Origin of the sequence: Francisella sp. SYW-2 (assembly GCF_008711475.1) — a bacterium.
In the GTDB taxonomy this organism is placed as follows: Bacteria; Pseudomonadota; Gammaproteobacteria; order Francisellales; family Francisellaceae; genus Francisella; species Francisella salimarina.
This window is the reverse complement of the sequence record NZ_VXKO01000001.1, coordinates 34,375-60,829: the sequence shown is the minus strand read 5'-3', so window position 1 is coordinate 60,829 and position 26,455 is coordinate 34,375. Positions and strand designations below refer to the sequence as shown.

The window sequence follows — 26,455 nt, the reverse complement described above, 5'->3', positions numbered from 1 at the left end:
CAATAATTTTTTCTTAACAATATGTCGCTACTTGCTGTGTAAGCATTAGCGACATATTCTTTTTATCTCGAAAAAAGTATGTAAAATCACTTAGCACTGCGCTATCGTATTTTATAAAATACTAATCGTTAATGTACATTCATTGCTACAAAGTGTATTTTATCTCTCAAATATTTGTGTTTGTTTGTTCTAGGTAATACAATTAGGGAAGATTTAGAATAGGTGTTCAAAATGAAATTCGGAATAATATCTATATTTCCAGAAATGTTTAGGGCAATAAGTGATTTCGGGATTACTGCTAGAGCAGTTAAAGACTCTAAAATATCTATAAATTATTTTAACCCTCGTAGTTATGCAACAGATAAGCATGCTACTGTAGATGACACTAGTTTTGGTGGTGGCGCTGGTATGGTTATGAAATATGAACCTTCATCTGAAGCTATTAAAGAAGCAAAAAGTACTTTAGGTTATAATGCAAAAGTAGTATACTTGTCACCTCAGGGTGGTGTGTTTAATCATGAGAAGGCTCTTGAGCTTTTGCAAAATGATTCACTGATACTACTTTGTGGCAGATATGAAGGGGTTGATGAGCGCCTTGTACAAGATCATGTTGATGAGGAAATCTCTGTAGGTGATTTTGTATTAAGTGGTGGTGAGCTCCCTGCTATGCTAGTTATGGATAGTTTAATAAGACTATTGCCAGATGTGTTGGGTAACAAGGATTCCATGATTGAGGATTCTTTTTATGATGGTCTTTTGGACTACCCACACTATACAAAGCCAGCTGTTTTGCCTGATGGTAACTCAGTACCTGGTGTTTTGTTATCTGGTAATCATAAGGAAATAGCGAAATGGAGGCGTAAACAGAAGTTGATAAGGACTTATGAGCGTCGTAAAGATTTAATCGAGTGCCTATGCCTATCTGAAGAAGATAAGCAAATTATAAATGATTATAAAATGGATATGGTAAGCACAAAAGGAGAAAATAATGAAAAATAAATTTGTTGAATTAGTAGAAAAGTCACAAATCAGAACAGATCTTCCAGAATTTAATCCAGGTGACTCAATCACTGTTAATCTATGGATTAGAGAAGGTGATAAGCAAAGAATTCAGGCTTTTAAAGGTTTTGTTCTTAGAAAAAGAAACAGAGGTCTTCACTCTGCTTTCACAGTGAGAAAAATGTCTTCAGGTATGGGTGTAGAAAGAACTTTTCAAACGCATTCACCTTTGATTGATAGTATCACTGTTGAGAAGAGAGCAGATGTACGTAGAGCTAAGCTATACTACATGAGAGGTCTTACTGGTAAGGCTGCTAGAATTAAAGAAAAAGTATAATTCTAGGAAAATCAAAAAGTGTCTACAGCTGTTGATGCTTTTCTTGATAATCTTTGGCTTGAGCACGGTTTAAGCCAAAACACTATTTCATCTTATCGTACAGATCTAAAGTTTTTACAAAATTATTTCTCGCAAGCAGAATTAGTTAGTCTTGATTTTGAGCAGTTATATGCTTTTATATCTTATCGTTCTAAGAATGGCTATAGTAGTCGGTCTAATGCGCGTATGATATCTACATTACGCAAATTCTATAACTGGCTTATATCGACAGGACAAGTTACTACTAATCCCACTACAAAATTAACCTTGCCGAAGTTAGCTAAAAAGTTGCCTAAAGATATGACAGAAACTGATGTCGAAAGACTACTTCAAGCTCCTGATTTAACAGATGATATCGGTATTCGTGATAAGGCAATGCTAGAGCTTATGTATGCCACAGGTTTGAGAGTTAGTGAGTTGGTTGGGCTAAATACTCATGATATTGATTTGAATGTCGGGGTAATACAAGTCATGGGTAAAGGCTCGAAAGAGCGAATTGTGCCGATAGGAGAGTATGCTCTTGAATATTTACATAAGTATTTTGAAGAGTCGCGCGAGTCTTTAGCTAAAAATTTTAAAGAGAAAGCTGTTTTTATTAGCAAACATTCAAAGAGAATAACTCGTCAATCTTTTTGGCATCGTATTAAGAGCTATGCGCTTATTGCGGGCATAAACACAGATATATCGCCACATACTCTAAGACATGCTTTTGCAACACATTTGCTCAATCATGGTGCCGATCTTAGATCGGTTCAGTTATTGTTAGGTCATAGTAATGTATCAACAACAACTATTTATACACATATATCTCAAAATCGCTTACAAGAAATATACCAAAAACATCATCCAAGAGGTTAAAATTATTAGAGCTAGCGTTATTTGCTTAACTTAGAAGGTATGTTTAAAAGTGATACTGAAACTTAAAAGTATAGTAAAAGCTAAACCAGGAAAAAGGTTTTATTTATTGCACAGATATTCTCGTAAAAAATTATCAAATCCTCTGGTTTTATTAATGTTTTTAATAATTTCAATTGTGGCTTTGATACTTGGTCTAATTATGCTATTTACTCCTGGACCAGGATTATTTTTTATAGGATTAGCTTTATTACCATTTATTGCAATAAGTAAAAAACTTGCAAGATCACTTGATAAGTTAGAGATATATTTGCGTAGAAAAATAAAGAAGAAGCTATAGAAGTTTATTTGATTAAGTTTTCCTATCTAAGATATCATCAAGTTAATGAAACATAAAAGTATTATTGATATAATTAAAGGCAGTCCTTGAATTGTTTCCCTCTAAAAATATGGAGTAAAAATGAATATTCGTAGCGTTGATTACTATGCAGATAATGCAGCCGAAGAGTTTACAAAGTCTTTGAAAGAAACTGGTTTTGCGGTTTTAAAGACTCATCCTATTGATTGGAATCTTATCCAAACTGTATATAATGAATGGCAAGATTTTTTAAAGTCAGGTGATGCTGATAAATATTTATTTGATGTTGAAAATCAAGATGGATATTTTCCAAAAGATGTCTCTGAGGTTGCAAAGGGTGAAACAGTAAAAGACATTAAGCACTTCTATCATTTATATTTTCCTAATGGTCGATATCCTGAGGAAGTAAGTGGTGCAGCTAGAGAAATGTTTGAAAAAATGATGAAGCTTGGCGAGACACTTCTTGAATGGATAGATGAGCATATGGATCCAGCTGTTGCTAGTAAGCTACCACAACGATTAAGAGATACTGTTTCTTATGAAAGTACGTTGTTAAGAATATTACATTATCCTGCTATGAAAGGTGATGAAGAGCCAGGTGCAGTAAGAGCTGCAGCCCATGAAGATATCAACTTAATTACATTGTTGCCAATAGCTTCTTCACCAGGTTTACAAGTTTTATCGCCAGTAACTAATCAATGGTATGATGTGCCATGTGATAGTGAGTCTCTAGTTATAAATATCGGTGACATGCTTCAAGAAATGACTAATGGTGAGTATATTGCAACTAAGCATAGAGTTGTAAAGCCAGAAGGTGAAATAGAGAATCTTGATCGAGTTTCAACACCTTGCTTTATACACCCTAAACCAGAAGTATATCTATCTGAAAAATATCCTCAAGCTGGAATATTTCTAGAAGAAAGATTGAAAGAATTAGGTCTAAAATAAACGTATATATGACACAAGAACAAGTTATTTCTTATTATGAGAGTCAAGCTCATGAAGATGAGGTAAGAAGTATTCTTGAAAAAGCTAAGCAAATAATAGATGCTCAATCCTCATTAAAAAATCATGCCATAGTTCTTGATATCGATGAAACTTCATTGAATCATTATTATCCTTTTAGAGAAGTAGGCTTTCCTCAACAGGAGAATCATCAAATTTGGGATGAACTACTTGCAAAAACTAGTGCTTATCCAATCAAGGCTACTTTAGACTTCTATCTTTACTGTCTTGCTAAAGGACTTAAAATATTTTTCATAAGTGCGCGTATTGCTAAGCATCTAGAAGCGACAAAACAGGCATTGTCTAATGCTGGTTATGTAGATTTTGAAGATGTATTTGTTTTTCCAGATAACTTGACAGAATATGATTCCAAGGGCTTTAAAAATTTTAAGGCAGAGAGAAGGGCTTATATTGAATCTCTAGGGTATAAGATACTTATCTCGATAGGAGATCAATCATCTGATCTAGTCGGAGGTTATGCTCTTTATACCTTTCAATTACCTAATTATTTATACGGAGAAAATTCAGTCTTTTAATAAACTGATTTTGATTTAAATATTAGATAATTCCCTATGAATATTAAAATTGCACAAGCTATAAGAAGTAGAATACTTATACTTTGATCGAATAATATAAATGCAAATAAAGGCCCCCAAATAATGTAAGTAATATTTAGTGACATTGCTAAAGTTACATTTGAGTACTTAAATGCTTGCATATATGCTAGATCTGCAATATAACCAACAACACCAATAGCGGTTATAAGTAATAGCACATAAATACTAACTGTATCGATTATAATCCAAGTGAATGGTAAGAATATTATAATTGTAGAGGTCTTACGTAGAAAAAGTAATGTATTTGCCGAGACATCAGCATTCAACACCATTTTGTAGATAACGCCTTCTAGTCCCCAAAAAATAGCTGCTAAAATTGCAAAGCTAAGACCTATAATGCTATTTGCCTGATCAAATAATTCATTATATGCTGTTAGGGTAATACCAATTAAAACAATTATAAATCCTAATATTTTCAGAGGAGTTAAGCTTTCTTTAAGAAAGATTCTCGCGCCTATCATTCCTACAGCAGGATAGCATGATGATATTATGATTGCCGTCCCAGTAGAGATATCTCTTGTCGAAAGCATGTACATAGTCATCGCAAGTCCACCTAGAAGCGGGATACAGCATATACTTATAATTTGCCAAAGCTTTAGGTCTTTAACTTTTTTTACAGATGATTTTGATACGACACTAACAGTTGCTGCAACTCCCAAATCATGTATGGATGTAAGCCACATTGAAACTAAAAAAGTCATTGTGAGAAGTGTGTGAACTTGTCCTGCTAATGTATAGTCAAGACCCCAAAATATTCCAGATAGCGAGCCAAATAGAAAAGCTCGTTTTTTAAAATTCAAACTAAAAAACCTGAGAATAAGAATAATTTATCTATACATTAGCTAATTGAATGAAATATTACAAGTATAGATGTTTATATAGTTTGAAGTTATCCGCTGATAGGCTCTTTTTGAGGTTCTATTAGTATTTCATTTATGGCAACATTTTTAGGTTGATTCATCGCAAAAATTATTGTCTCAGCTATTTGTTGTGGCTGTATGAAATTACCTGAATCATCGCTAGCATATTTTTTGACAGCCTCACTATCTGTAGACATGTTTTGCAATGGAGTAGCAACATTACCTGGTTGGATGTTGATAATTCTGACATTTTTATGAATTAACTCCAAACGAATGGCTCTAAGTGTATATTCCATAAAAGCCTTTGAACCCGAGTAAATCGCTAGACCTGGAAAGGCTTGCCTAGCAGCATCAGATGTTATGTTGATTAGCATGCCTTTATTTTTGATTAGTGATGGTAGTACAGAGTATAAAAGATTAGTAAATCCTATGACATTAGTATTTATGGTAGTTATCCATTCTTGGTAATTTCTATTCTCTATACATTGATAATACATAACACCTGCGCAGTTAATGACATAATCAAATTCACCAAAGTTATCTATACTTTGGTTTATAAAACTTTCTACTTGAATTAAATTCTGGATATCTACTGATTGAAAAAATACATTATCACCTTGAATATCAATTTCACGACGCGAGCATAAAGATATTTTCATTTGCTTTTCTCTGCATGCATTAGTAATAGCTTTACCCATACCACTAGAGGCACCGACTATTAATACATGTTTATTTGTAAGTAAGCTCATCTTTACCTCCTAGAAAAATATTATTTATATATTCAGCAGTTATTTTTGGATAATTGATATTGATTTCTTTCATGATTCTTTGGTAATTGGTTCTATCATAGTTACATATTGATGAGTCGATATTTAGCTTATCTTTTGCTAAGAATTTTGTTGAGCCATCTATAATAGCATCAAGCCAATTATTATATTCGATAGTTTCATAATTGAAACATTTAGCTAATATGTTTGCGTTAAGAAAATTTTTGTTAGTAATATTAAGGATGTTGTAGTCTGGTTTAGTCAATATAAGATGTTCTACAATCTTAGTTATATGATCTACTGGAGTCATTTCTAAGTTTATATTTTGAGGTACTTTTTTCTGAGTAATTATTTCTTTTAGTAGTAACCAGTTCGTATCAGATTTATTTATATAGCTAGGTGTTTGAGGTGAGATATTTCCTAGTCTTAAAACACTTGCATTAAGACCTTTTTCAATCATTTTATGAACAAGTTTTTCTGCTGCCCACTTTGTTTGCGAGTAGCCAGACTCTAGTGATTCAATCCAATTAATGGAATTAGATTCATCAAAAACTTTATTTAGATGTAATGGAAATATTCCATTAGTGGATATGTATATTAAATGTTTACTCTTATTAGTAAGACAAAAATCAATACAATGTGCTGTTCCATCAAGATTGCTTGGTTTCAAAGCATTATAAGGTAATAGTAGGTTAACAGAAGCTGCTGTATGAATAACTGTATCTATATTTTTAGATAGTTCTAACCATTTTTTACTATCTAAACCAAAGTTTGTTTTAGTAATATCTCCATTTAAATAGACTATTTTTGAGTTTGTTTTAACGTTAAGTTTTTTAAGAGTTTTTTCGACTCTTTGTCTCGCTTGATTTTCATCTGTAGCTCTTACCAAGCAGTAAATTGTTTGTATTTCATCATTTGATATTAAGTGAGCTAGAAGGTGAGAACCTAAAAATCCTGTTGTGCCTGTTAATAAGATATTTTTAGTATTGGCTGAGGATGAATCTTGACAAATATTTGGCCTTATTGCAGTTGTAAATTTATTAATGTCATCTAAGATCTCTTGGGTGATCTCTTGTTTTATTGAGGATTGATTATTTGTTATTAGATTATAACTATCTTGCAAAGAACTTTTTTCAACAAAATTACTGATACTAATATCAAAGCCAAACTCTTTTAGATTACTTATAAGTAACATTGCAGATAAGGATGATCCACCAAGCTCAAAAAAACAGCTTGTTAGAGATATATCATCTTCAGATATATTTAAGATATTTGACCATAATCTTTTATATTCTTGCAAATTATTGATTGCTTGAACTTCTTGAGTTTCAATGATTAAATCGTCATATTTGATACTATTTCTATCAAGCTTGTTTGAATATCTATTAAGAGGTATTTCATCGAGTAGAACAATATATTTAGGGAGCATGTAGTGAGCTAGATGAGGAGCAATTTTGTCTAGTAGTTTTTTAGAAGGCTTATTGTTATCTTTTAGATTCCACTGTTGGCGAAAAGTATCTTGATTCTCTTTGGGGATCTCTAAATATGCAATCAGTGATTCTGACATTCTTGTAGCACCAGTTTTATCGACTATACAGTGCATTATGTCGAGTTTATCTTTTATAACTGATTCAATAAATGGTAGTGAAAGGGTATAGCCTCTTAGTTTGATAATATAATCACATCGACCATATATTGTTATTAATTGTCCATCATCTGAGAGCTTACCAAAATCTCCAGTTTTATAAAGTCGCTTTTTGATAGGGCTATTTGCTGCAGAGATAAATCTTTCTGCATTCAGATCAGGCCTGTTAATATATTCATTAGCTAATCCTATAGAATGGATATATACTTCTCCTTTTTGACCATTCTTAACTATTTCTTTATTCTCATTAAGTACGACAGCATCAACCTTTGGTAGTACATGACCAACAGGTACAATGCCATCTTCTTCTAAATATTTATCATTTGGGTGTAATTTGTATACTGCAACATCGTGACATTCAGATATGGAATACAGATTATATATATTTGTGGAGCTCATGAATTTTTCTAGTTTGTATTGTAACCAGCTAGAAACTACTTCACCATTTAACCAGCATGTATCAATATTATTAAATATTTCTATAGCAGTGTCTTCAGAGGTTGATAATAAAGTTTCAATATACGAAGGTGTAAAAAGAATCTCATTAATCTTCTTGTTTTTGATATATTTTGCAAGAGCTTTAAAATCATAAAGAACTGTATCTGGAATTATATTAGTTCTTCCGCCTTTTAATAAGGGTCTAAATGCTTCCCAGAGATAATAAATATTACAACCAATCGAACTACCACTATCATATGGTTTGATAGTTTCTCTAATCTTGTATGATTCAAGTATCGCTCTATGAGATATTGAAATTCCTTTATTTTTACCTGTAGTACCCGATGAGTATACTAGCCAAAAATCTTTTTCTGGATCTATGTTTATATCAGTAGGTACTTGAATCTTAGAGTCATCACATTTTGAGATGATACTTATATAATTTATACATTTAACTGATTTAATATTTGGTATCTCATCACATAGGATTAGGTCTGAGTTTGTATCGTTAATAATATCTTTAAGCAAAGGTAAAGGAAATGATTTATCTAACTGTACGCAACTTGCTCCTATACTTGATACTGCTAAAAAGGCAATGATAATTTCATATCGTTTTGAACTATATATAGAGATTATACTATTATGATTATAGCCATTTTCTGACAAGTATCTCGCTAGATTTATAATTTGGTTAGCTGTTTGCTGATATGTAAGCTCAATGTTTTCATCAGCAATAGCTATATTATTAGGTGTTTGTTTAGCTTGTATAAAAAAGCAATTACTAAGAGTGTTCGGAATCACTATTTTAAGAGTGTTTATCTGAGTATTAATAACTATGTTAAATGATTTGACTGATGAAGATAAGTAAAGAATCAAAAAATGCTCATTTTATTAATATTTATGGAAGCTATTGTTATGAACTAAATATAATTATAAATTATCAAACTTACAAAAATTAGTTTACAATAAGGTTAGGAAGAAGATAGTTTTCTTTGAATAATGATAGATAAAAGTGGGTATCGAGCAAATGTAGCGATAGTTTTACTAAATAGACAAAATAGAGTGTTTTGGGGTCAAAGAAAGAGTAGAACTTCATGGCAATTTCCTCAAGGTGGAGTCGCAGTAGGTGAGACGCCTTTACAAGCGATGTATAGGGAATTGTATGAAGAGATAGGTTTACGTCCTCATGATGTTGAAGTGATTGCATCTACTAGAGACTGGTTTAAATATGACATTCCTGATTCGTTGGTAAGAAGTCGTGAGCCAGTATGTATAGGGCAGAAGCAAAAATGGTTTTTACTAAGGTTAAAAACTTCAGAAAATAATATTAACTTGGAGGCTAACGACTCGCCTGAGTTTGATAATTGGCGATGGGTAAGTTATTGGTATCCAATAAATCATGTGGTTTACTTTAAGCAAGAGGTTTATAGAAAAGCTTTGACCTATTTCAAAGAATATATAAATTGATTATTTGTTCAATCTTTTGTTTTCAACAAATGCTTTTGACCATAAGTAGGTAAAAATACCTATGTATCCAGCAAGAATTACGTCAGAAATGAAATGATCTAATATAATAATTCTACTAGTAGCAACAAAACAGCATATTACCAAAGCTATGACAGTGATAAATTTTTTATCAAAAAAGTTGGCTATCGCAAGTAAGCCAGCAAAAGTTAATGCTGTATGGCCAGATGGCATAGAGTTATAGGCCTTTTTGAGAGAGAAAAAGTGAAATCCATATCTATTATCAAAAAGTAACATTTCTGGTCTGTATCTTGCTAGTATGATTTTTATTATGGTAGTAATTATAATAGTCATTATCAAAGTTAATGACATAATATAAAGCTTCTCTGAAGGGTTTTTGGTTATATGCTTATATATACAAATTAGTGTTACTATAATTGCAAGTATAGCCCAAACCTTAGGGGAGAATACTTTAGATGTCATAGCAGCTACTGTACTAATTCCAGTGCCAAAAAAGTCACTAGTATGTATAAAGTTTGCTACTTTTATATCTAAGAAGCTATAACTGAGTGATACAACAATTAATATTACGATACCGTATAAAAAAGTTCTTTTTGCAAGCTTACAATCAAGACATTTCATAGCTAAATTTATTCAAAATTACCAAATTAGTTGATAAAGTATAATACTATTGTAAGTAATTTTAAATACTAAGATGTTTGATCAGGGCTGGTATAAAAAGGCTAAGTGTATAAAAAGCTCAAATTTTAATCAAAGACCTAATAGTAGTATCATCAGTCTAGTAGTTATACATTGTATAAGTTTACCGGAAGGTGAGTACAATAATACTAATGTTGAAAAACTTTTTACTAATAAACTTGATTGTAAGCAACATGGGAGCTTCTTGAGTTTGCAAGGTGTTGAGGTATCAGCACATTTTTATATTAGAAGAGATGGTGATGTAATACAGTTTGTATCCGTGGCTGATAGGGCTTGGCATGCTGGAGTAAGTCAATTCAATGGTCAAGAAGGATGTAATGATTTTTCGATAGGGATAGAGCTGCAAGGCACTGATAGTAGTTTGTATAGTCAACAGCAATATGAGTCGCTCAATATTTTATTAAAAGATTTACAACAAAGTTATCCAAGCTTGATTGATATCGCAGCTCATAGTGATATTGCTCCTGGTAGAAAAACAGATCCAGGTAGTTTTTTTGAATGGGAAAAAGTAGATTTTAAGTCTAAAGGAGGTCGCAGAGATGAGTAGAGAACAACAGTTAATAGATTTGTTGTACAAAGAAGTTGTGCCAGCAGAAGGCTGTACGGAGCCAGTTGCTTTGGCGTATTGTGCTGCAAAAACAAGAGATGTGCTAGGGCATATACCTGATAGGATAGATGTTTTTGCCTCTGGTAATATGATTAAAAATGTAAAAAGCGTAACTGTACCGAATAGTGGTGGAATGATTGGTATAGAAGCCTCTGTTGCAATGGGTACAATCGTAGGGAACGCAGCTAAAGAGCTTATGGTTATTTCTGGAGTGACTGATGCAGAGTTACCAAAAGTACAAAAATATCTAGATAAAGATTGCATTAAAGTGTTTAATGCATCTGTACCTGTAAAACTATATATACGTATAGAAGCATATCACAACGAAGATAAGGTTGTGGTTGAGTTTAAATATACACATACAAATATTACTTTAATCAAAAAGAACGATGAAGTTATTTATGAAGTTAATGATGAAGATAATAAGAGTAATCTTGTTGATGAAATAATTTCTAAATTTTCAATTAAAGAGATTTATGGAATCGCATTACAATTAGATACATCTAAAATTAGTGATATGTTAGATAAAATTGTTAAAGATAACTCTAATATATCTAATGAAGGCTTAGCTCATCAGTACGGTATCCAAACAGGTAGAAATATTCGTTCAGGAATTGATAACGGTTTCTATGGTGATGATATCCGTAATCGTGCGGCAGCTGCAGCATCGGCTGGGAGTGATGCTAGGATGGGCGGTTCGGCTTTGCCTGTGATGACAGCTGCGGGTAGTGGTAATATAGGTTTAACATTATCTTTACCATTGATCGAATTTGCTAAGTCAAAAGGTAAGTCTCAAGATAAGCTTTATCGAGCTTTATTTTTTGCAATTGTATCAACGGTTTATATAAAGTCACGTATCGGTAGACTATCTGCGTTATGTGGTCCTACATGCGCATCAGCAGGAATTGCTGGTGGTCTTGCAATGATGCTAGAACTATCGGAAGAAAAAGTTGAGAAATCTATTATTAATGCCTTAGCAGGAATTATTGGTATTATGTGTGATGGCGCTAATTCATCATGCTCTATTAAGATAGCAAACTCCGTATATGCAGCGTTTGATGCTGTAAATGCTGCAATGCTTGGTAATACGGTAACTCCACATGACGGTATTGTTGGTGATGATGTAGAAGATACTATCAAAAATATTGCAATATTGGCTACGGGCAAAGGAATGAATGAAACAGATGATGCTATCTTAGGGGTGATGACAGGAAGATTAGCTGAAGTTTGCAAATAAATTACAAAATTTATTCAATTTCAGCTTTATCACCATGATTTTCAAGCCAATCACGACGGTCTTTGGCTCTTTTTTTCGCCAAAAGCATATCTAAAATTTCAGCATCATCATAAGTATTAGAAACTGTAAGCTGTAAAAGTCTTCTCGATGAAACATCCATTGCAGATTCACGTAATTGGATAGGATTCATCTCGCCAAGACCTTTGAAACGCATGATATTTATTTTGCCAGTTAGTTTAGAATTTTCAGCTAAAATTTTTTCTTTTTCATTTTCATCAAGAGCATAAAAGGTATTCTTACCAATATCAACTCTAAATAGTGGTGGTTGGGCTATATAAATGTGCCCATACTCGATAAGTTTTCTAAAATGTTTAAGAAACATGGCACATAAAAGAGTGGCAATATGCAGACCATCAGAGTCAGCATCGGCGAGGATACAGATCTTATTATATCTTAAACCAGAGATGTCTTCGCTATCTGGATCAACACCAATTGCTGTAGCGATGTTATGAACTTCTTGAGAGTTCATAATGGTATCTGCATCAAGCTCCCAGCTGTTTAGGATTTTACCTTTAAGAGGTAGGACGGCTTGAAAGTTTTTATCACGAGCTTGTTTAGCGGAGCCTCCAGCGGAGTCACCTTCTACTATAAAAAGTTCAGTAGAACTAACATCAGAGCTAATACAGTCTGTAAGCTTGCCGGGTAACCGAATTGAAGTATTCATAATACGCTTACGAGCTGTTTTTTTATCAGCGTTGATTCTTTTTTGAGCAATACTATTAATATTTTCAATAATTTGACGCGCTTCTTCAGGATTTTGGTTTAGCCATATTGTTAGCAAATCTTTGACAGCAGTGGCTACAAATGATGTTACATCCTTATTGGAAAGTTTCTCTTTTGTTTGTCCTGCAAATTGAGGATTTGTTATTTTTACTGATATTACGTAGTTTAATTTAGCAAAGGAATCATTAGCTGTAACTTTGATGTTCTTTGCTCCAAGAGAGTTTTTTTCAATATACGCCTTAATTGCATCATAAACTCCATTTTTAAGACCTGTAACATGTGTGCCATCTTGCGGTGTTGGAATTAGATTAACATAACTATTTTTGATGCTTTCTAAAGGATCTTCACACCAGCAAAATACAGCATCTAAATAAGAATCACCATTTGAAAAATTATCTATCATAAAAGGCTCAAGAGGAAGTGTTTCAGCCTCTAATTTATGATCAAGATAACCTTTTAACCCTGTTTCAAAATGCCATGTAATCCTTTCTTTTTTTATTTCATTTAAATATTTAATTGTAAGAGCTTTACATAGTATGGCTTTGGCTTCCAAGAGATTTTTAAGAGCTTTGATATTAACTTTGATATCATCAAAATATTTTTTGTTAGGCCAAAATCTAATTTTAGTACCAGTATTCTTTTTACCAACGCTATCAATGATCTCTAAATCTTTAGTTTTTAGGCCATCTTCAAAAGTTATTTGATAAACATTACCATCACGTTTGATTTCTGCTTCAAGTTTGCTTGACAGAGCATTGACAACGGACACTCCAACTCCATGAAGACCACCTGAGTGAGTATAGTTTTTGTTACTAAATTTACCACCTGAATGTAGTTTGGTCATAATAAGCTCAATCCCAGACATTTTATGCTCAGGATGAATATCTACAGGCATACCTCGACCATCATCAGCAACTTCTATACTGTTATCATTATGTAGAGTGATATTTATTTTACTGGCATATCCCGCTAGAACCTCATCAACACTGTTATCAACAATCTCTTGTATAAGGTGATTCGGGTTTTCAGTATTTGTATACATACCAGGTCTTTTTTTTACAGGATCTAATCCTGTGAGGACCTCGATAGATTTAGCATTATAATTTTGCATTTATAAATTATTAAATATTTGAAATATATTACTTAGAGTAGATTCTATCATATAATTATTTTAATTCGTAAGCCTAAGACTATAAAGGCTTTGGATATTTACTTCTTAAGGAAGTAACAACTATAAGGGAAGAATATTATTAGTCCAATAAGTGGTAGCAATACAAAAGCAAAAGCTAAAGTAAATTCACTACCAAAATGAATTTGACTAATTACAGCAGTTGTGATTGAAGCGATGCCCATCTGCATAAACCCCATGACTGAAGATGCAGCACCAGCAGTAGTAGTAAAGTTTTCTAATGCTATGGGTGTTAATAAGGGTACACTGAATGATACACCTATGAATGTGAGAGAAAGAACACCGGTTAAAGCTATAGAAAGAGTTAGTCCTGTTAATTTTTGGAAGGCATAAATAAAGAGTATTCCTGATATCAAAGTACAAAGCATACCAAAATTAACTAGATGCTTGTATGCTATTACGCGACTTAATTTTGAGCAAATAATTGATCCTAATACTACTGCTGTAACCATAATTGTAAGTAAGTATAGGAAATTAGCTTTTTCAAGTTTCAATATATTGATAAATATATCTGGAGCTGTAACTAAACATGCGTATATCACACTAATATTTATTCCTAATACAAAGGTTGCAAAGAAGAATTGATGATCCTTAAAAAGAGAGAAGTAGTTCTGAAAGAATGATTTAATAGTCAGTGCATCCATGTTTTTTTCCTTGACAGTTTCTGGGAAAAAAAGTGCTACTTTGATAAATAATAATGTAGCTGCGACTAGTAGGATCCAAAAAATTAAGTTAGGACTAAGAAATACTCCTAAAACTGAGCCAAACGCTGGAGCTAAAGCAAAAGCGATATTCATAATAGCAAATATAGCACCCTGTTCATTAACTTTGAAAGCATCTTTAACAGCAACTGTTGCTATAACCCCTCCAGCTGCGGCACCAAACCCTTGTAGTAATCTTGCATAAATTAGAGTATCAATATTTGTACTAAGTAAACATATTATTGAGCTAATGATAAAAAAGCTTGAGCCTACTAGCATTACAGGCTTACGTCCAAATCTATCTGAAAATGGACCATATAGAAGTTGGCTAACTGAGTAACCAAGTAAATAAGAAGTGATGGTTAGTTGTACATGTGGATAATCAGTACCTAAAATAGTTTTGATCTCTGGTAAGGCAGGAGCATAAATAGTATCGCCAAAAGGTCCTAGTGAAACCATTAGTATTAGAATAAAAATTGATGGTCTTATACCTTTATACATTAGTCAGAGTCGCCTTTACTAAAATCACCAATAATTATAGTAGCATTTTTACCTTTTGGTGTAGGTTGTACTTTGTTAGATGTAACAACTCCTTCAGCTATTGAAGAGTCAGTATTTTCATTTTTCTCAGCCTTTGTTGAGGTATTTGATACCGAGGTTGAGTTTATCATTTCTTGATTTGCTGGGTTTTGTATATCTTTAGTGTTTGTAGTAGTAGCAGTAGCAGACTTTGAGCTAGTATCGTTTTTGCTGGTTTTATTAGAGTCTACCTTTTTATTTGGTAGAGCTTTCGGAGAGCTTTCAATAGAGCCTGATTTTGGTTGCTCTAGAGGATATATGACTTTGACATTTTTGCCTCTGTTGACTTTGTAGTCGCCAAGGATATTTTCATAAATAACTCTATCACTATGAGCATCGACTAAGTATGTTGTTCCACTGTCAGCTTCTATCAGTATACCTTTTTCAGTTGGAACTAGCTGTCCTGAAATTCCATAATCAAAAAAGTCACTTTTAGGTGTAAGTTTGTATCTACCTAAGTAATCTCCATTCAATGAGTTAAAGAAATGTAGGAAGCCTTGATAGTCAGCAACTACTATTAAACCTTTGTAATAAATGGGAGCAGTTATTTTACGCCATTCTAGTGTACTTTGGGTCCAGACAGTATCCCCTGTTTGGATATCATAAGCCTTGAGTTCGCTATTGGCTTGTGCTGTGAAAATCACACCGTTGTTGATAGCCATATTATTGATTATAGAGGCTTTCTTTGCCCAAAGCATTTTGCCAGTATCTTTATCTAGAGCTACAATAGCTCCTTGAAAAGCAGCGAAAATTAGGTAGTTACCGTATAGCATTGGATTAGCTGTAATATCAACCATTTTGTCAGCTGGGGACGAGCCATGTGCTATGGCAACAGGTAGGTTAATAGTTCTATCGCCACTTTCTAAAGTGAAGCCTAATACTGTACCAAAAGCAGACCCCACCATCACGGTGTCATTAAGTATGATGGGCGATGAGTCACTTGGTAGAGTTATCTCTGGTATGTTATTCGTTACATTCCATACTTTGGATCCATTTGTGGCATCAAAAGATGTTACGGAACCATCATGAGTATGAGTATATAAATGATTACTATATATTGTTGGTTGAGAAAAAATGCTACTTGGAGCATCAGTACGCCATAGTATTTTTCCATCTTTTTGATCAACAGCAGTTAATACACCTTTTACAGACCCAAAAATTACTGCATTTGCTATCGTGTTTGGTTGTGACGATAGTATGGTACCAGTATCATGTTTCCAAATTATTTTACCGTCTGTAATTGATAAACCATAGGCTACACCGTTTTGGTTGGGGACAAATACTGTATTATTTGCATAAGTAGGGGATACATTATAAATGGGTAGTCCACCGTTGCCATTACCTGTTTTTTTACTCCATTTAACTTTTACCTTTGCTTCCTTAGGAGGTTTTTCAGCAAGCGGGGTTGGTGGAGGAACATTACTTGTAGAACAGCTAGTAGCTAATAATGATAGTAGCAATGGAACTATTACTAGAAATAATTTTTTCATGATTAATTGGCGTTATTTAGAAGTTGAGTAATTATTTGCTTGAATTCAGGTGAACTGTTAGGATCTTTTAGAGCTTTGTTCCAAGCTTCTGATGCTTTAGCTTTATCTTTTTTCTCACTATAAGCTTCGCCTAATAACATTAACGGGTATGCATTGCTATCTAGAGAGTTAATGCTTTGAAGCGTACTGATAGCTTTATCTGGGTCATTACTGGATATGTATAGTTTAGCAAGTCTAACTTTTGTAATATCAGTTAAGCTATCATCAGGGTTGCTTTGGACACTCTGTTGTAATACATCAATAGCTTTAGGAAGGTTGGATATATTAATATTGAAACTCTTAGTATCTAGATCTGTTGGAGCCATATATAAATCTGCTAATTGCCAACTAGCAAATATTCCAAAACTAGTATTTGAATAGTTTTTTGTTACCTCTTCAAATTTTGATATCTTTATACCTGTCGGAGATTTTGGATTTTCGTTTGCAATCAGAGCTCTTTGGTACATATCAGATGCAGCAAACATCTTTTTTTCATTATTCGAGTTATAAAATTGTAAAATTATAGCGCAGATGATAGCTACAATTATTATACCCGCTATAGTATAGAGAGCTTGACTTTGTTTTTTAGATAGATTTTTCATAATTAATTAGCGTCTACAAATTAAGTTTGTTTATAGTAAACTTACAACATCTTAACATAAAAGTTGCCAACGTTCTAAGTTTATTGATTAGATTGGAATGTAATGTTCGAGTCTTTTATGTTAGAATATTGATTTATTTTTCTAAGTTTAATTACTAGTTATTTACATTTAAAAATTATTTGAACATGGCATTAATATCTTTAGCAATTGATTATAAAAAATCCCCAATAGAAGTTCGTAGTGAGTTTGCACTTTCAGGGCTTGATGTATCGATGTTATATAAATCAATATTAGCAATAGATAATGTCATCCATGCGGTTATTCTATCAACATGTAATCGTACTGAAGTATATCTTGAAATAACAGATCTAAGAGTCGTTGATGATGTCTTGGTTTGGTGGCAAGGATATGTTAGGAATCCAGATTTCAAAATAAGAGATTATTTTAAATTACGTCAAGGTACAGAAGTGATTATGCACTTGATGAAACTAGCTTGTGGCTTGGAATCTATGGTTTTAGGAGAGCCACAGATATTAGGGCAAGTTAAGGATTCATATACTCTTAGTAAAAAAAATCATGCTATAGGTAAAGAATTAGATAGAGTTTTTCAGAAAGTTTTTGCAACTGCTAAAAAAGTTCGTAGTGAAACTAGAATAGGGCATTGTCCAGTATCTGTAGCATTCTCAGCAATTAGCTTAGCTAAAAAGCAATTGGATAATATTTCTGCTAAAAATGTACTCATAATAGGTGCTGGCCAAACAGGAGAGCTTTTATTTCGACACGTAACAGCTCTTAATCCTAGGCATATTATGCTAGCTAATAGAACTATAGAGAAAGCCGAAAAAATTACATCTAATTTTAGTAATGCTAGTGCCTATTATTTATCAGATTTGTCTAAACTAATTAAAAAAGCGGATATTATAATTGCAGCAGTTAATGTTACTGAGTACATAGTTAAATGTGAAGATGTAGGAGAAAAGCCAAGAGTTTTTATTGATATTTCTATACCGCAGGTATTAGATCCTAAACTTGGAGATCTAGAGCAGAATGCGTATTACTGTGTCGATGATATTAATAGTGTTATAGAAGGTAATAAAGATAAAAGAAAGCATGAGAGCTCAAGAGCTCAAAAAATTATCGTAAAATCATTAGAAGATTATTTAGAAAAAGAAAAGGCAATTATTTCTAATAGTGCTATTAAGGAACTGTTTCAGAAAGCAGATGGTTTAGTGGATTTATCATTAGAAAAAAGCTTAGCAAAAATAAGAAATGGTAAGGATCCTGAAGAAGTACTAAAGAGATTTGCTTATGAAATTAAAAAGAAAGTATTACACTATCCTGTTGTTGGCATGAAAGAGGCTTCTAAGCAGGGTAGAAGTGACTGTCTTGTATGTATGAAACGAATGTTTGGTTTAAATGTGGAAAAGTAAATGAAAGATTCTATTAAAGTAAAACTACAGAGTTTGATAGAAAGACATGAAGAGGTTAGTGTTCTTTTGGGTGAGGCTGACGTTATTTCAGATCAGAATAAGTTTAGAGATTTATCGAAAGAGTATTCTCATCTTGAACCTATTGTAAAGGCATTTAAGGAATATACGCAAGCTCTTGAAGATAAAGAAGCTGCTTATGAAATGTTAAATGAGAAAGATGCCGAACTTGTTGAAATGGCAAAAGAAGAGTTAAAGTCAGCTAATGAGGCTATCGAAAGACTTGAGGACGAATTGCAGATACTTCTTTTACCTCGTGATCCAAATGATGACGCTAATATATTCTTGGAAATTAGAGCTGGAACAGGTGGAGATGAAGCATCGATATTCTCTGGAGATTTGTTTAAGATGTATTCAAAATATGCTGAGCAAAGAGGTTGGAAAATAGAAGTTATTTCAGCTAGTGAAGGAGAACATGGCGGCTATAAAGAAATTATCTCAAAGATAAATGGTGATGGTGTATATTCTCAGTTGAAGTTTGAATCTGGTGCCCATAGAGTGCAAAGGGTTCCAGCTACAGAGTCTCAAGGTAGAATCCATACCTCAGCATGTACTGTTGCAGTTATGCCTGAAGCAGATGAGGTTGAGGGAATTGATATAAATCCTGCTGATATTAAAGTTGACACTTTTAGAGCATCTGGAGCAGGGGGACAGCACGTCAACAAGACTGATTCAGCAATTAGAATTACGCATATCCCAACAGGTGTAGTTGTCGAGTGTCAAGATCAAAGATCACAACATAAAAACCGTGCTGCTGCAATGTCTATGCTTAAGTCAAAACTTCTACAAGCAGAGATTGATAAACAACAAAAAGAGCAATCTGATACACGTAAGAATCTAGTAGGTAGTGGTGATAGATCTGAGAGAATTAGAACGTATAACTATCCTCAAGGTAGAGTTACTGACCATCGTATTAACTTAACTCTTTATAAACTTGATGAGGTTATGGAAGGAAGTCTAGATAGTATTATCCAGCCACTAATCTTAGAGCATCAAGCTGATCTTCTAGCAACTATGTCAGATGAGTAATATCTCAATATCTCAACTGTTAGCTTCAGCTGTAGCTAAATTTCCTCAAAGTGACTCATCAATAAAATATGATCTACAAATGATTATTTGCGATGTTTTGGGTGTTGATAAGACTTATCTTTATCTAAATTCTGATAAGCAGTTAGATAATGCCATACTTACAAAAATAAATGGGAAAATTTTACGTCTTTTAGCGGGCGAGCCATTAGCTTATATTCTTGGTTATAAATATTTTTGGAATCAAAAGCTATATGTAACTAAAGATACTCTTATACCCCGAGCAGATACTGAAGTTATAGTTGCTGCAGTGTTAGATGATATACAAGATAATAATGCTCAACTAAAAATATTAGATCTTGGTACGGGCTCTGGCGCGATTGCTTTAGCTTTGGCCGATGAGCTCCTTAAGAGTCAAGTTGTGGCTGTTGATTTATACTCTAAGACTCTAGATGTTGCTAAAAAAAATGCTCATGCCAATAGTATTACTAATGTTAAATTTATGCTAAGTAGTTGGTATGAAAGTTTAGATGAGACTAAGTTTGACATCATAGTATCAAATCCACCATATATAGATATTGACGATGCTAATGTTGATGATAGTGTTAGGAAATATGAACCTTCAAGAGCTTTATTTGCAGGGAGTGATGGCTTAGCAGATATTAGAACAATAATATCCCAAGCAGATGCTTTTCTAAAGCAAGGAGGATATTTATATATAGAGCATGGCTTCACCCAAGCGAATGATATAGCAAATATATTTTCTCAGTATAGTTTTTGTGACATTCAGACTATTAAAGATTTAAATCATAAAGATAGGTGTACAAAAGCTAGGTTTTGTGGTTATTTATGATACGGATGACCTTCTAATATTGTATAGGCTCTATATAACTGTTCAGCAATAATGATACGTACTAGAGGATGAGGGAAAGTCATTTTTGATATGGATATTCTCTCTTTAGCAATATTTTTGATACTTTGATCTATACCATCTGGTCCACCAATTAAAATCACAACATTTGGATGGTTAAACTTCCAATTTTGCATTTTTTCAGCTAGTTTTTCCGTTGAAATTATTTTAGAGTTAACATCAAGAATTACTAAGTGATCAGAATCACTAAGTTTAGTAAGGATAGTTTTTGCTTCTTGTTCCATCCAAAGTTTGGGATTACCAGTTTTAGTTCGTTTAGCTATTGGCAATTCAATCAGTTCAAGCGGGATTGATTTGCTTAGGCGTTTTTTGTATTCATCGTAACCGTCACTAACCCATTTGGGTGGTTTTTCTCCTAAAGAGAGTATTCTTATCTTCATAAACTATCTCGTAAAGCACATAAGATTTTCAGTTGAAAGTTCTGGACTATATTTATAGTTAGCTATATTGAAATTTTTAATATTACTGATATTTTCTATTCTATTTTCAAGAATGTACCTTGTCATTAAGCCACGTGCTTTTTTAGCATGAATCCCTATAGTCTTATATGTACCATTTTTATTCTCCTTAAAATCAATATTTAACCACTTTGCATCTAACGATTTTTTATCTATTGCTTGGGAATATTCATTAGAAGCAAGGTTTATCAAAACTTTATTTTGTTGCTGGCTGAAGTATTCATTTAATTGAGCAGTAATCTTATCTTGCCAATACTTATATAGAATTTCTCCATCAATTTTAATTTTTGTACCCATTTCTAATCTATAAGCTTGCATTAAATCAAGAGGGCGTATCAGTCCATACAGTCCAGATAACATCAAAAGATGATTTTGAGCATATTCGATAGTTTCTTTATCTAGTGTATCTGCCTCAAGACCTTTATAAACGTCTCCACTAAATGTAAAAATAGCAGCTTTTGAATTTGATTCGTTATAACTCTTAGGGTCAAAGTTATTATGTTTAGTAAATACTTCTTCAGCTAATTTAGGACTAATTTTCATTAGCTTTTCAATCTCATCAACTTCATAGTGTTTAAGGGTGTTTATAAGCTTAGTTATCTGATCTTTGAATATTGGCTGTGTAAATTGATATTTTGCCGTTGCAGTTTCAAAATTTTGACTTTTAGCAGGTGATATAACTATTATCATAATATTGATTAAATTTAACTATTTTTGATAATAATACCAATTTATCTTAGATAATGGAATTTGCTTTGTTAGCTTGTAATTCTTGGATATATCTAGTAATATACCTAACGCTGACTTGGTTTCCACGCAATGATAGATTGTGAACCCCGCCAGGTCCGGAAGGAAGCAACGGTAACTTTTGATTCATGTGCCGTGTCAAGGCTAAGTCAGCACTTTTTAGAAAAAGTCAGTATTTTTGATCAGAAATTATATATAATAGTTTTCTATTATGTAAATTGTTTAAACTTTATAGATGTTCAGTACAAAATCAAATTTAAGATATCAAATTTTTATTTATGTTTTGATATTTGCTTATTTCTTAGTTCTAAACTTATGCCAACCTCTGATGATGGATGATCTTTGGCGTTCAAATATAAATGCACTTTATAATGGAACAGTTTTTGCCCATTTAAAAAGCGATTATTTATATTGGACTGGTAGAGTTTCGGCACAATTACCAGTTTATATTCTTTTTAACAAAAGTTACCCTTCTTTGATTTATGTTGTAGATATGCTAAATGCACTTGCATTAACAGTGTTGGTTGTTTACTTATATAAATTAATATTTAGAGATCAGGTAAGTATTTTATCTAGAAAGTTCGTTATATATGCTTGTTTATTTATGGGTTACTTCATAGAGAATACTTTTTTGGGTAATGCAATGTGGAAGACCATAGGCATTCAGTATCTTTGGGGTATTAGCTTGCTTGTATGGGGTTTTTATTTTCTTTTCGTAGAGAACAAGCACTCAAAAGTATTAAGTATTATTTTGGGTATTTTTCTTGGTTTATATAATGAAGCATTTTTCATGGTAATTTTTACCATTTGCTTTTACTATATAATTCATCAAATTTTCAAAAAAGATAAACTAAATAAAAATACTTTATATTTTGTTGTACCATTTGTGATTGCTGGAATTGTTATGATGACGGCTCCCGGGAATTTTGCTAGAACTAATGGGATGCTTGAAGGGCAGTCTCTTTTAAGTTATATATTGTATAATTTATCTAGTATTACGATGACCTTTTTTTCAAGAAAAGAGCTTTCATTACCTTTTATTTTTTCTTTGCTTGTAGTTTTGATCTTTGAAAAAAATATTAAAACTAAGATTTTTACACTTTTATGTTTAGTATCTGTGTCTTTAACAACATTTCTTATAATGTTTGGAATTGCCGTAAGAGTCGAAATGATATATATGCTAATATATTTTTATGTAATATGTAAGTATTTATTTAACTCAAGATTTTCATATATATTCGATAAGTTATATTTGTTGTTTGCAGTTGCTTTATTATTCTTTGCAGGAAAGTTTTTTTATGCATATCTTCAATTAGGGTATTATAATCATCTCAGAATGAATGATGTAAAGCACTATCAGCAGTTACATGAGAAAAATATATTTTTGCCATCTCTTCCTCTGATGAAAAACTCGGGAGTAATTTATTTTGAACTTATGCCTTATTCTGATGATCAGGAGTATATCAAAAGAGTAGGCTGGCATACTCAGTTATTTGCGGAGTACTATGGTTTTGATAGTGTTTTTTCAAAATAGAGTATCATCAAAAAAACTATTGATCTAAATCTGTTATGTTAATAATATAGTTGTAGTGATAGTTGTGAATAGTTATTTTTTTATTATTATCACTGTATTTTATTGTTAGAATTTTTTTGCCGTCTTTAGAAGTTAAAATCCTTTCATTTGCTTTTTCTGATACGCTAATATTTGTATTAGCAAACATCTCTTTGACAATATTGACAGGTGCATGGCTTATAATAAACTCTGTGAGGCTTTGTTTAACACCAATATTTTGGTTTGGCATTGGCAGGCTACTACTTTGGATATCTTTACCATTATAGTCAAGCTTAAATAAAGATCCCCCCCAAGCTGATAATGCTACCATTATGATATGTTTTGAGTTGGCTTCAATAATCATATTTGTTGTTAGGTTTTTTTGTTTGCCATCTTTATTATAATAAGTAGCAGAGACTATTTGCGATATTGTTTTATCAATACCTAGTTGTTGTGGTTGGGGTAGTGTTACAGTTGTATCTGGTGTTATAGCTACCTTTACATCGATTTGCTGTTTTGTTTGCAACAATGAGCAACCGCTTAAAAAGATGAATATAAAAATAGTTGAAAGAATTTTACTTTTCATAACCTTGTACCTTAATTGCTATAGGAGCTAATAAAAATGCTGCCGAAATACCTACTAGTACAGTTAGACCAAAATATTCAATAGCTGGAGTATTACTTAACGCCAAAAGCCCAAATGATAGTATAGTAGTAATAGCTGATAGTGCCAATGCTAGCATAGTACTACTGAATCTATTATGACTCTCAGCTAAGAATAAAACATAATCCATACTTATTCCTAAAACAAGTATTATCGCAAGGATGCTAAATAATGTCAGAGGAATATTGAGTAATCCAAGAAATGCTATAGATATGAAACATGATAATAATGGAACTACAATATAAACTATAGATTTTCTAAAAGAATATCTAAGAGTTAATCCTAACCATAGTAAGACAAATACAATTGCCATTATGTAAGAAATCATATTACGATAATGACTAAAAATATCACTTATCTGACTTACCTTATCAACAATATAAACATTATCGATAGAGCTAAGCAAATTTTGTAGTTTAGCAATATTAATATCTTTTGAAAGTGCTATTGCCACAGCTTTATAATCATTTGGCTGGTCTCCTAACCACAAAAATCTCATCTGTGCTGAAACAGGTTTATCTAACCATGCAGATAGTTCCAGAGGCTTAAATTTTGTATTTTTAATTTCATCTATCACTTTTACTTGTTGAGCCTTTGAGAAACCTATTTGTTTAAGATACTCTTGTGGATATTTGGTATTAATAAAGTTTTGTATAAGATTATAGTTTTGTTGTTGCTGCTCTAAGCTTGGTACATAGTCACTTATGCTAATTAGTGGATTTTTAATATTAGCAAAGCTACTACGAATAATGCTTGTTACATGATTAGCTTTTGATAGAAGAGTATTACTATCTTTAGCTAATACGACAATATAGCTGAGACCTATATCACTACCAATTATGTTTTTAAGCTGTTGTTCTTCATCTCGGAGCTCTTTAGGTGTGGATTGTAATATATGAATATCATCATTAGGTTTTATTTTATATATTCCCGCAATAATTATTATCACTAGAGCTAGTAAGATAAGAATAATTTTTTTTGTACTAATATTTTTCCATAGATTTAGATATTTATCCGTAAGCCTTAATAGAGGAATACTTTTATGGCTTTTTGATTTGATATTGATAATATATGGGAAAAAGCATATCACTGTTAGATATGATACAGCTAAGCCAACGATACCAAAAACTGCTAGTTGGTGTAGTCCAGGAAAAGGTGCAGTTGTTATGACTAAAAAAGCTATAACAACATTTAAAAGTCCTAATGTTATGCCTTTGAAAATACGATTTAGTCCTATTTTTGGAGTCCAATTAGCATCAGCTAAAAGCTTCTCAGAATAGTAAAAGAAAGCATAGTCGACAGATATACCAATTAAACTTGCGCCGAAAACTAGCGTAAATAAGAAGACACTACCAAACATATAGTGTGTAACAACAAACGCAGCAATAAATCCACAAAAGATTGAAAATAGTGTAAAAAAAAGAGGAATAATTGATCTAAATGTTAGAATTATCAAAATCAAGACGCCTATCATAGAGCCAATACCAATAGTATTTATCTCATGATGAGCATCTTCGGCTCCAGCATTTGCATAAAAGAGCATGCCAGTTTTTAGAACACTAATATCATTTGATTTAATTTGTGTGATAGCATTATTAATGCTTTTGATAATTTCAGTTTGAGTAGTTAATGAAAAGCTCTGTCCTTTAATTTCGGCTTTAATGAGAACATAGTAAGTATTATTTTTTTCAGCTACTAGAAAGCCATTACTAAGCTTCAAGTTGGAGCTTGGTTTGGGTAAACTAAAAAGATAGTTTTGATATGTAAAGAAAGGATCATTATTAAGTAGGTTACGATTAACTACTCCTGTTGGGTTATATATATTTGCTAGAGCATTTTGGTATAGTCTTTCGTAGTTTTTATCAACTAATAGTTGTTGGTCTTTATCGTTAAGTAATTGTAGTCTGTATGGGAAATAAAATTTTGCCCAAGATAGTTGTTGGTCTTGGTTTACTCCAGTATTTACCGTTGTGAAGTTATTGCTTTGTTCTAGTAAATGGCTAAACTTTGCTGCAGCATTTGTAGCCTTAGTTTGATCTTTAGAACTTATTAAAAATACAACATCATTACTTATACGGTCAGAAAATTTATTTGATGCTGAGTTAAGTTCAGGTAATGTCTGTTGGTTTGGTAACAAAGCTAGAATGTTTGTATTTAAGTTTAGTCCTTTTGTAATAATAGTTATAAATAGGATTGTGCTACTTAGAACAATTACACTCCAAATAATAAGACGGATAAAATATTTATTAATCATAATAT

The 26,455-nt window shown here is 32.4% G+C and carries 25 protein-coding genes and 1 other RNA gene; 14 read left to right on the top strand and 12 right to left on the bottom strand.

Annotated elements, in window-relative coordinates; genetic code table 11:
• Positions 1-231: 231 nt before the first annotated feature.
• The 6 genes from trmD to F3D57_RS00300 all read left to right on the top strand — a co-directional run bounded on the left by trmD (position 232) and on the right by F3D57_RS00300 (position 4,129).
• A complete protein-coding gene (trmD, locus tag F3D57_RS00325; RefSeq protein WP_150464822.1) occupies positions 232-999 on the top strand; it encodes a tRNA (guanosine(37)-N1)-methyltransferase TrmD in 768 nt (255 codons plus the stop codon).
• On the top strand, positions 989-1,336 hold the full coding sequence (gene rplS / locus F3D57_RS00320; protein WP_013922421.1) for a 50S ribosomal protein L19: 348 nt from the start codon (positions 989-991) through the stop codon (positions 1,334-1,336). Before trmD ends, rplS begins: the two co-directional genes overlap by 11 nt.
• An 18-nt stretch (positions 1,337-1,354) precedes the next feature.
• Entirely contained in the window at positions 1,355-2,233 is an 879-nt protein-coding gene (xerD, locus tag F3D57_RS00315) for a site-specific tyrosine recombinase XerD (RefSeq protein ID WP_150464821.1), read from the top strand.
• Between the two features lie 154 nt (positions 2,234-2,387).
• Entirely contained in the window at positions 2,388-2,570 is a 183-nt protein-coding gene (locus tag F3D57_RS10300; RefSeq protein WP_224728109.1) for a PGPGW domain-containing protein, read from the top strand.
• Positions 2,571-2,690: 120 nt separating this feature from the next.
• Positions 2,691-3,536: a 2OG-Fe(II) oxygenase family protein gene (locus F3D57_RS00305; protein ID WP_149368817.1), complete on the top strand. Its 846-nt coding sequence runs from the start codon at positions 2,691-2,693 to the stop codon at positions 3,534-3,536.
• 8 nt (positions 3,537-3,544) lie between these two features.
• Positions 3,545-4,129 carry an HAD family acid phosphatase gene (locus F3D57_RS00300; RefSeq protein ID WP_150464820.1) on the top strand — a complete coding sequence of 195 codons (585 nt, stop codon included), beginning with the start codon at positions 3,545-3,547 and terminating at the stop codon, positions 4,127-4,129.
• Here the strand turns inward: F3D57_RS00300 and F3D57_RS00295 are convergent.
• From F3D57_RS00295 to F3D57_RS00285, 3 genes are all read right to left on the bottom strand, one after another.
• Positions 4,126-5,010, bottom strand: coding sequence for a DMT family transporter (locus F3D57_RS00295; protein WP_150464819.1), 885 nt, complete (start codon positions 5,008-5,010; stop codon positions 4,126-4,128). The two genes, F3D57_RS00300 and F3D57_RS00295, sit on opposite strands and share 4 nt — an antisense overlap.
• Positions 5,011-5,099: 89 nt before the next feature.
• Positions 5,100-5,819 carry an SDR family oxidoreductase gene (locus F3D57_RS00290; RefSeq protein WP_150464818.1) on the bottom strand — a complete coding sequence of 240 codons (720 nt, stop codon included), beginning with the start codon at positions 5,817-5,819 and terminating at the stop codon, positions 5,100-5,102.
• Positions 5,800-8,796: a thioester reductase domain-containing protein gene (locus F3D57_RS00285; RefSeq protein WP_150464817.1), complete on the bottom strand. Its 2,997-nt coding sequence runs from the start codon at positions 8,794-8,796 to the stop codon at positions 5,800-5,802. The genes F3D57_RS00290 and F3D57_RS00285 overlap by 20 nt, the downstream gene beginning before the upstream one ends.
• A gap of 123 nt (positions 8,797-8,919) precedes the next feature.
• On the opposite strand from F3D57_RS00285, the gene F3D57_RS00280 reads away from it, so the two are divergent.
• Positions 8,920-9,387, top strand: coding sequence for an RNA pyrophosphohydrolase (locus tag F3D57_RS00280; protein WP_013922429.1), 468 nt, complete (start codon positions 8,920-8,922; stop codon positions 9,385-9,387).
• On the opposite strand, the gene F3D57_RS00275 is transcribed toward F3D57_RS00280, so the two are convergent.
• A complete protein-coding gene (locus tag F3D57_RS00275; RefSeq protein WP_150464816.1) occupies positions 9,388-10,026 on the bottom strand; it encodes a phosphatase PAP2 family protein in 639 nt (212 codons plus the stop codon).
• Positions 10,027-10,099: 73 nt separating this feature from the next.
• Here F3D57_RS00275 and ampD point away from each other — a divergent pair, with 73 nt between their 5' ends.
• Positions 10,100-10,651, top strand: coding sequence for a 1,6-anhydro-N-acetylmuramyl-L-alanine amidase AmpD (ampD, locus tag F3D57_RS00270; RefSeq protein WP_150464815.1), 552 nt, complete (start codon positions 10,100-10,102; stop codon positions 10,649-10,651).
• The gene (locus F3D57_RS00265; protein ID WP_150464814.1) at positions 10,644-11,948 is read left to right on the top strand and encodes a serine dehydratase subunit alpha family protein; all 1,305 of its coding nucleotides are present in this window, start codon (positions 10,644-10,646) and stop codon (positions 11,946-11,948) included. Before ampD ends, F3D57_RS00265 begins: the two co-directional genes overlap by 8 nt.
• Positions 11,949-11,958: 10 nt before the next feature.
• Here the strand turns inward: F3D57_RS00265 and parE are convergent, their stop codons facing one another.
• The 4 genes from parE to F3D57_RS00245 all read right to left on the bottom strand — a co-directional run bounded on the left by parE (position 11,959) and on the right by F3D57_RS00245 (position 17,331).
• Positions 11,959-13,842, bottom strand: coding sequence for a DNA topoisomerase IV subunit B (gene parE / locus F3D57_RS00260; protein ID WP_150464813.1), 1,884 nt, complete (start codon positions 13,840-13,842; stop codon positions 11,959-11,961).
• A gap of 98 nt (positions 13,843-13,940) precedes the next feature.
• A complete protein-coding gene (locus tag F3D57_RS00255) occupies positions 13,941-15,122 on the bottom strand; it encodes a multidrug effflux MFS transporter (RefSeq protein WP_150464812.1) in 1,182 nt (393 codons plus the stop codon).
• A complete protein-coding gene (locus F3D57_RS00250) occupies positions 15,122-16,690 on the bottom strand; it encodes a PQQ-binding-like beta-propeller repeat protein (RefSeq protein WP_150464811.1) in 1,569 nt (522 codons plus the stop codon). Before F3D57_RS00250 ends, F3D57_RS00255 begins: the two co-directional genes overlap by 1 nt.
• Before the next feature lie 2 nt (positions 16,691-16,692).
• Positions 16,693-17,331 (bottom strand): YfgM family protein, encoded by a 639-nt coding sequence (locus tag F3D57_RS00245; protein ID WP_150464810.1) that lies wholly within the window; start codon positions 17,329-17,331, stop codon positions 16,693-16,695.
• A 185-nt stretch (positions 17,332-17,516) separates the two neighbouring features.
• Between F3D57_RS00245 and F3D57_RS00240 the strand changes: the two genes are divergently transcribed.
• Genes F3D57_RS00240 through prmC form a run of 3 tightly spaced genes read left to right on the top strand, consistent with a single transcriptional unit; the run spans position 17,517 to position 20,697 of the window.
• On the top strand, positions 17,517-18,761 hold the full coding sequence (locus F3D57_RS00240; RefSeq protein WP_150464809.1) for a glutamyl-tRNA reductase: 1,245 nt from the start codon (positions 17,517-17,519) through the stop codon (positions 18,759-18,761).
• Positions 18,762-19,847: a peptide chain release factor 1 gene (prfA, locus tag F3D57_RS00235; RefSeq protein WP_149368805.1), complete on the top strand. Its 1,086-nt coding sequence runs from the start codon at positions 18,762-18,764 to the stop codon at positions 19,845-19,847. It abuts the gene before it with no gap.
• Positions 19,840-20,697 carry a peptide chain release factor N(5)-glutamine methyltransferase gene (gene prmC / locus F3D57_RS00230; protein ID WP_150464808.1) on the top strand — a complete coding sequence of 286 codons (858 nt, stop codon included), beginning with the start codon at positions 19,840-19,842 and terminating at the stop codon, positions 20,695-20,697. Before prfA ends, prmC begins: the two co-directional genes overlap by 8 nt.
• On the opposite strand, the gene rlmH is transcribed toward prmC, so the two are convergent.
• Together rlmH and yaaA are read right to left on the bottom strand one after the other, a co-directional pair.
• Positions 20,688-21,155 carry a 23S rRNA (pseudouridine(1915)-N(3))-methyltransferase RlmH gene (rlmH, locus tag F3D57_RS00225; RefSeq protein WP_150464807.1) on the bottom strand — a complete coding sequence of 156 codons (468 nt, stop codon included), beginning with the start codon at positions 21,153-21,155 and terminating at the stop codon, positions 20,688-20,690. The two genes, prmC and rlmH, sit on opposite strands and share 10 nt — an antisense overlap.
• A gap of 3 nt (positions 21,156-21,158) precedes the next feature.
• Positions 21,159-21,923 (bottom strand): peroxide stress protein YaaA, encoded by a 765-nt coding sequence (yaaA, locus tag F3D57_RS00220; RefSeq protein ID WP_150464806.1) that lies wholly within the window; start codon positions 21,921-21,923, stop codon positions 21,159-21,161.
• 113 nt (positions 21,924-22,036) lie between these two features.
• On the opposite strand from yaaA, the gene ffs reads away from it, so the two are divergent.
• Both ffs and F3D57_RS00210 read left to right on the top strand, forming a co-directional pair.
• An RNA gene (gene ffs, locus F3D57_RS00215) (signal recognition particle sRNA small type) lies at positions 22,037-22,133 on the top strand.
• A gap of 82 nt (positions 22,134-22,215) precedes the next feature.
• Positions 22,216-23,514, top strand: coding sequence for a DUF6056 family protein (locus F3D57_RS00210; RefSeq protein WP_191092318.1), 1,299 nt, complete (start codon positions 22,216-22,218; stop codon positions 23,512-23,514).
• A 16-nt stretch (positions 23,515-23,530) separates the two neighbouring features.
• On the opposite strand, the gene F3D57_RS00205 is transcribed toward F3D57_RS00210, so the two are convergent.
• Together F3D57_RS00205 and F3D57_RS00200 are read right to left on the bottom strand one after the other, a co-directional pair.
• The gene (locus F3D57_RS00205) at positions 23,531-24,118 is read right to left on the bottom strand and encodes a DUF3261 domain-containing protein (protein ID WP_150464805.1); all 588 of its coding nucleotides are present in this window, start codon (positions 24,116-24,118) and stop codon (positions 23,531-23,533) included.
• Complete coding sequence (locus tag F3D57_RS00200; RefSeq protein ID WP_150464804.1) at positions 24,108-26,450, bottom strand: MMPL family transporter; 2,343 nt, start codon at positions 26,448-26,450, stop codon at positions 24,108-24,110. Before F3D57_RS00200 ends, F3D57_RS00205 begins: the two co-directional genes overlap by 11 nt.
• Positions 26,451-26,455: the final 5 nt, after the last annotated feature.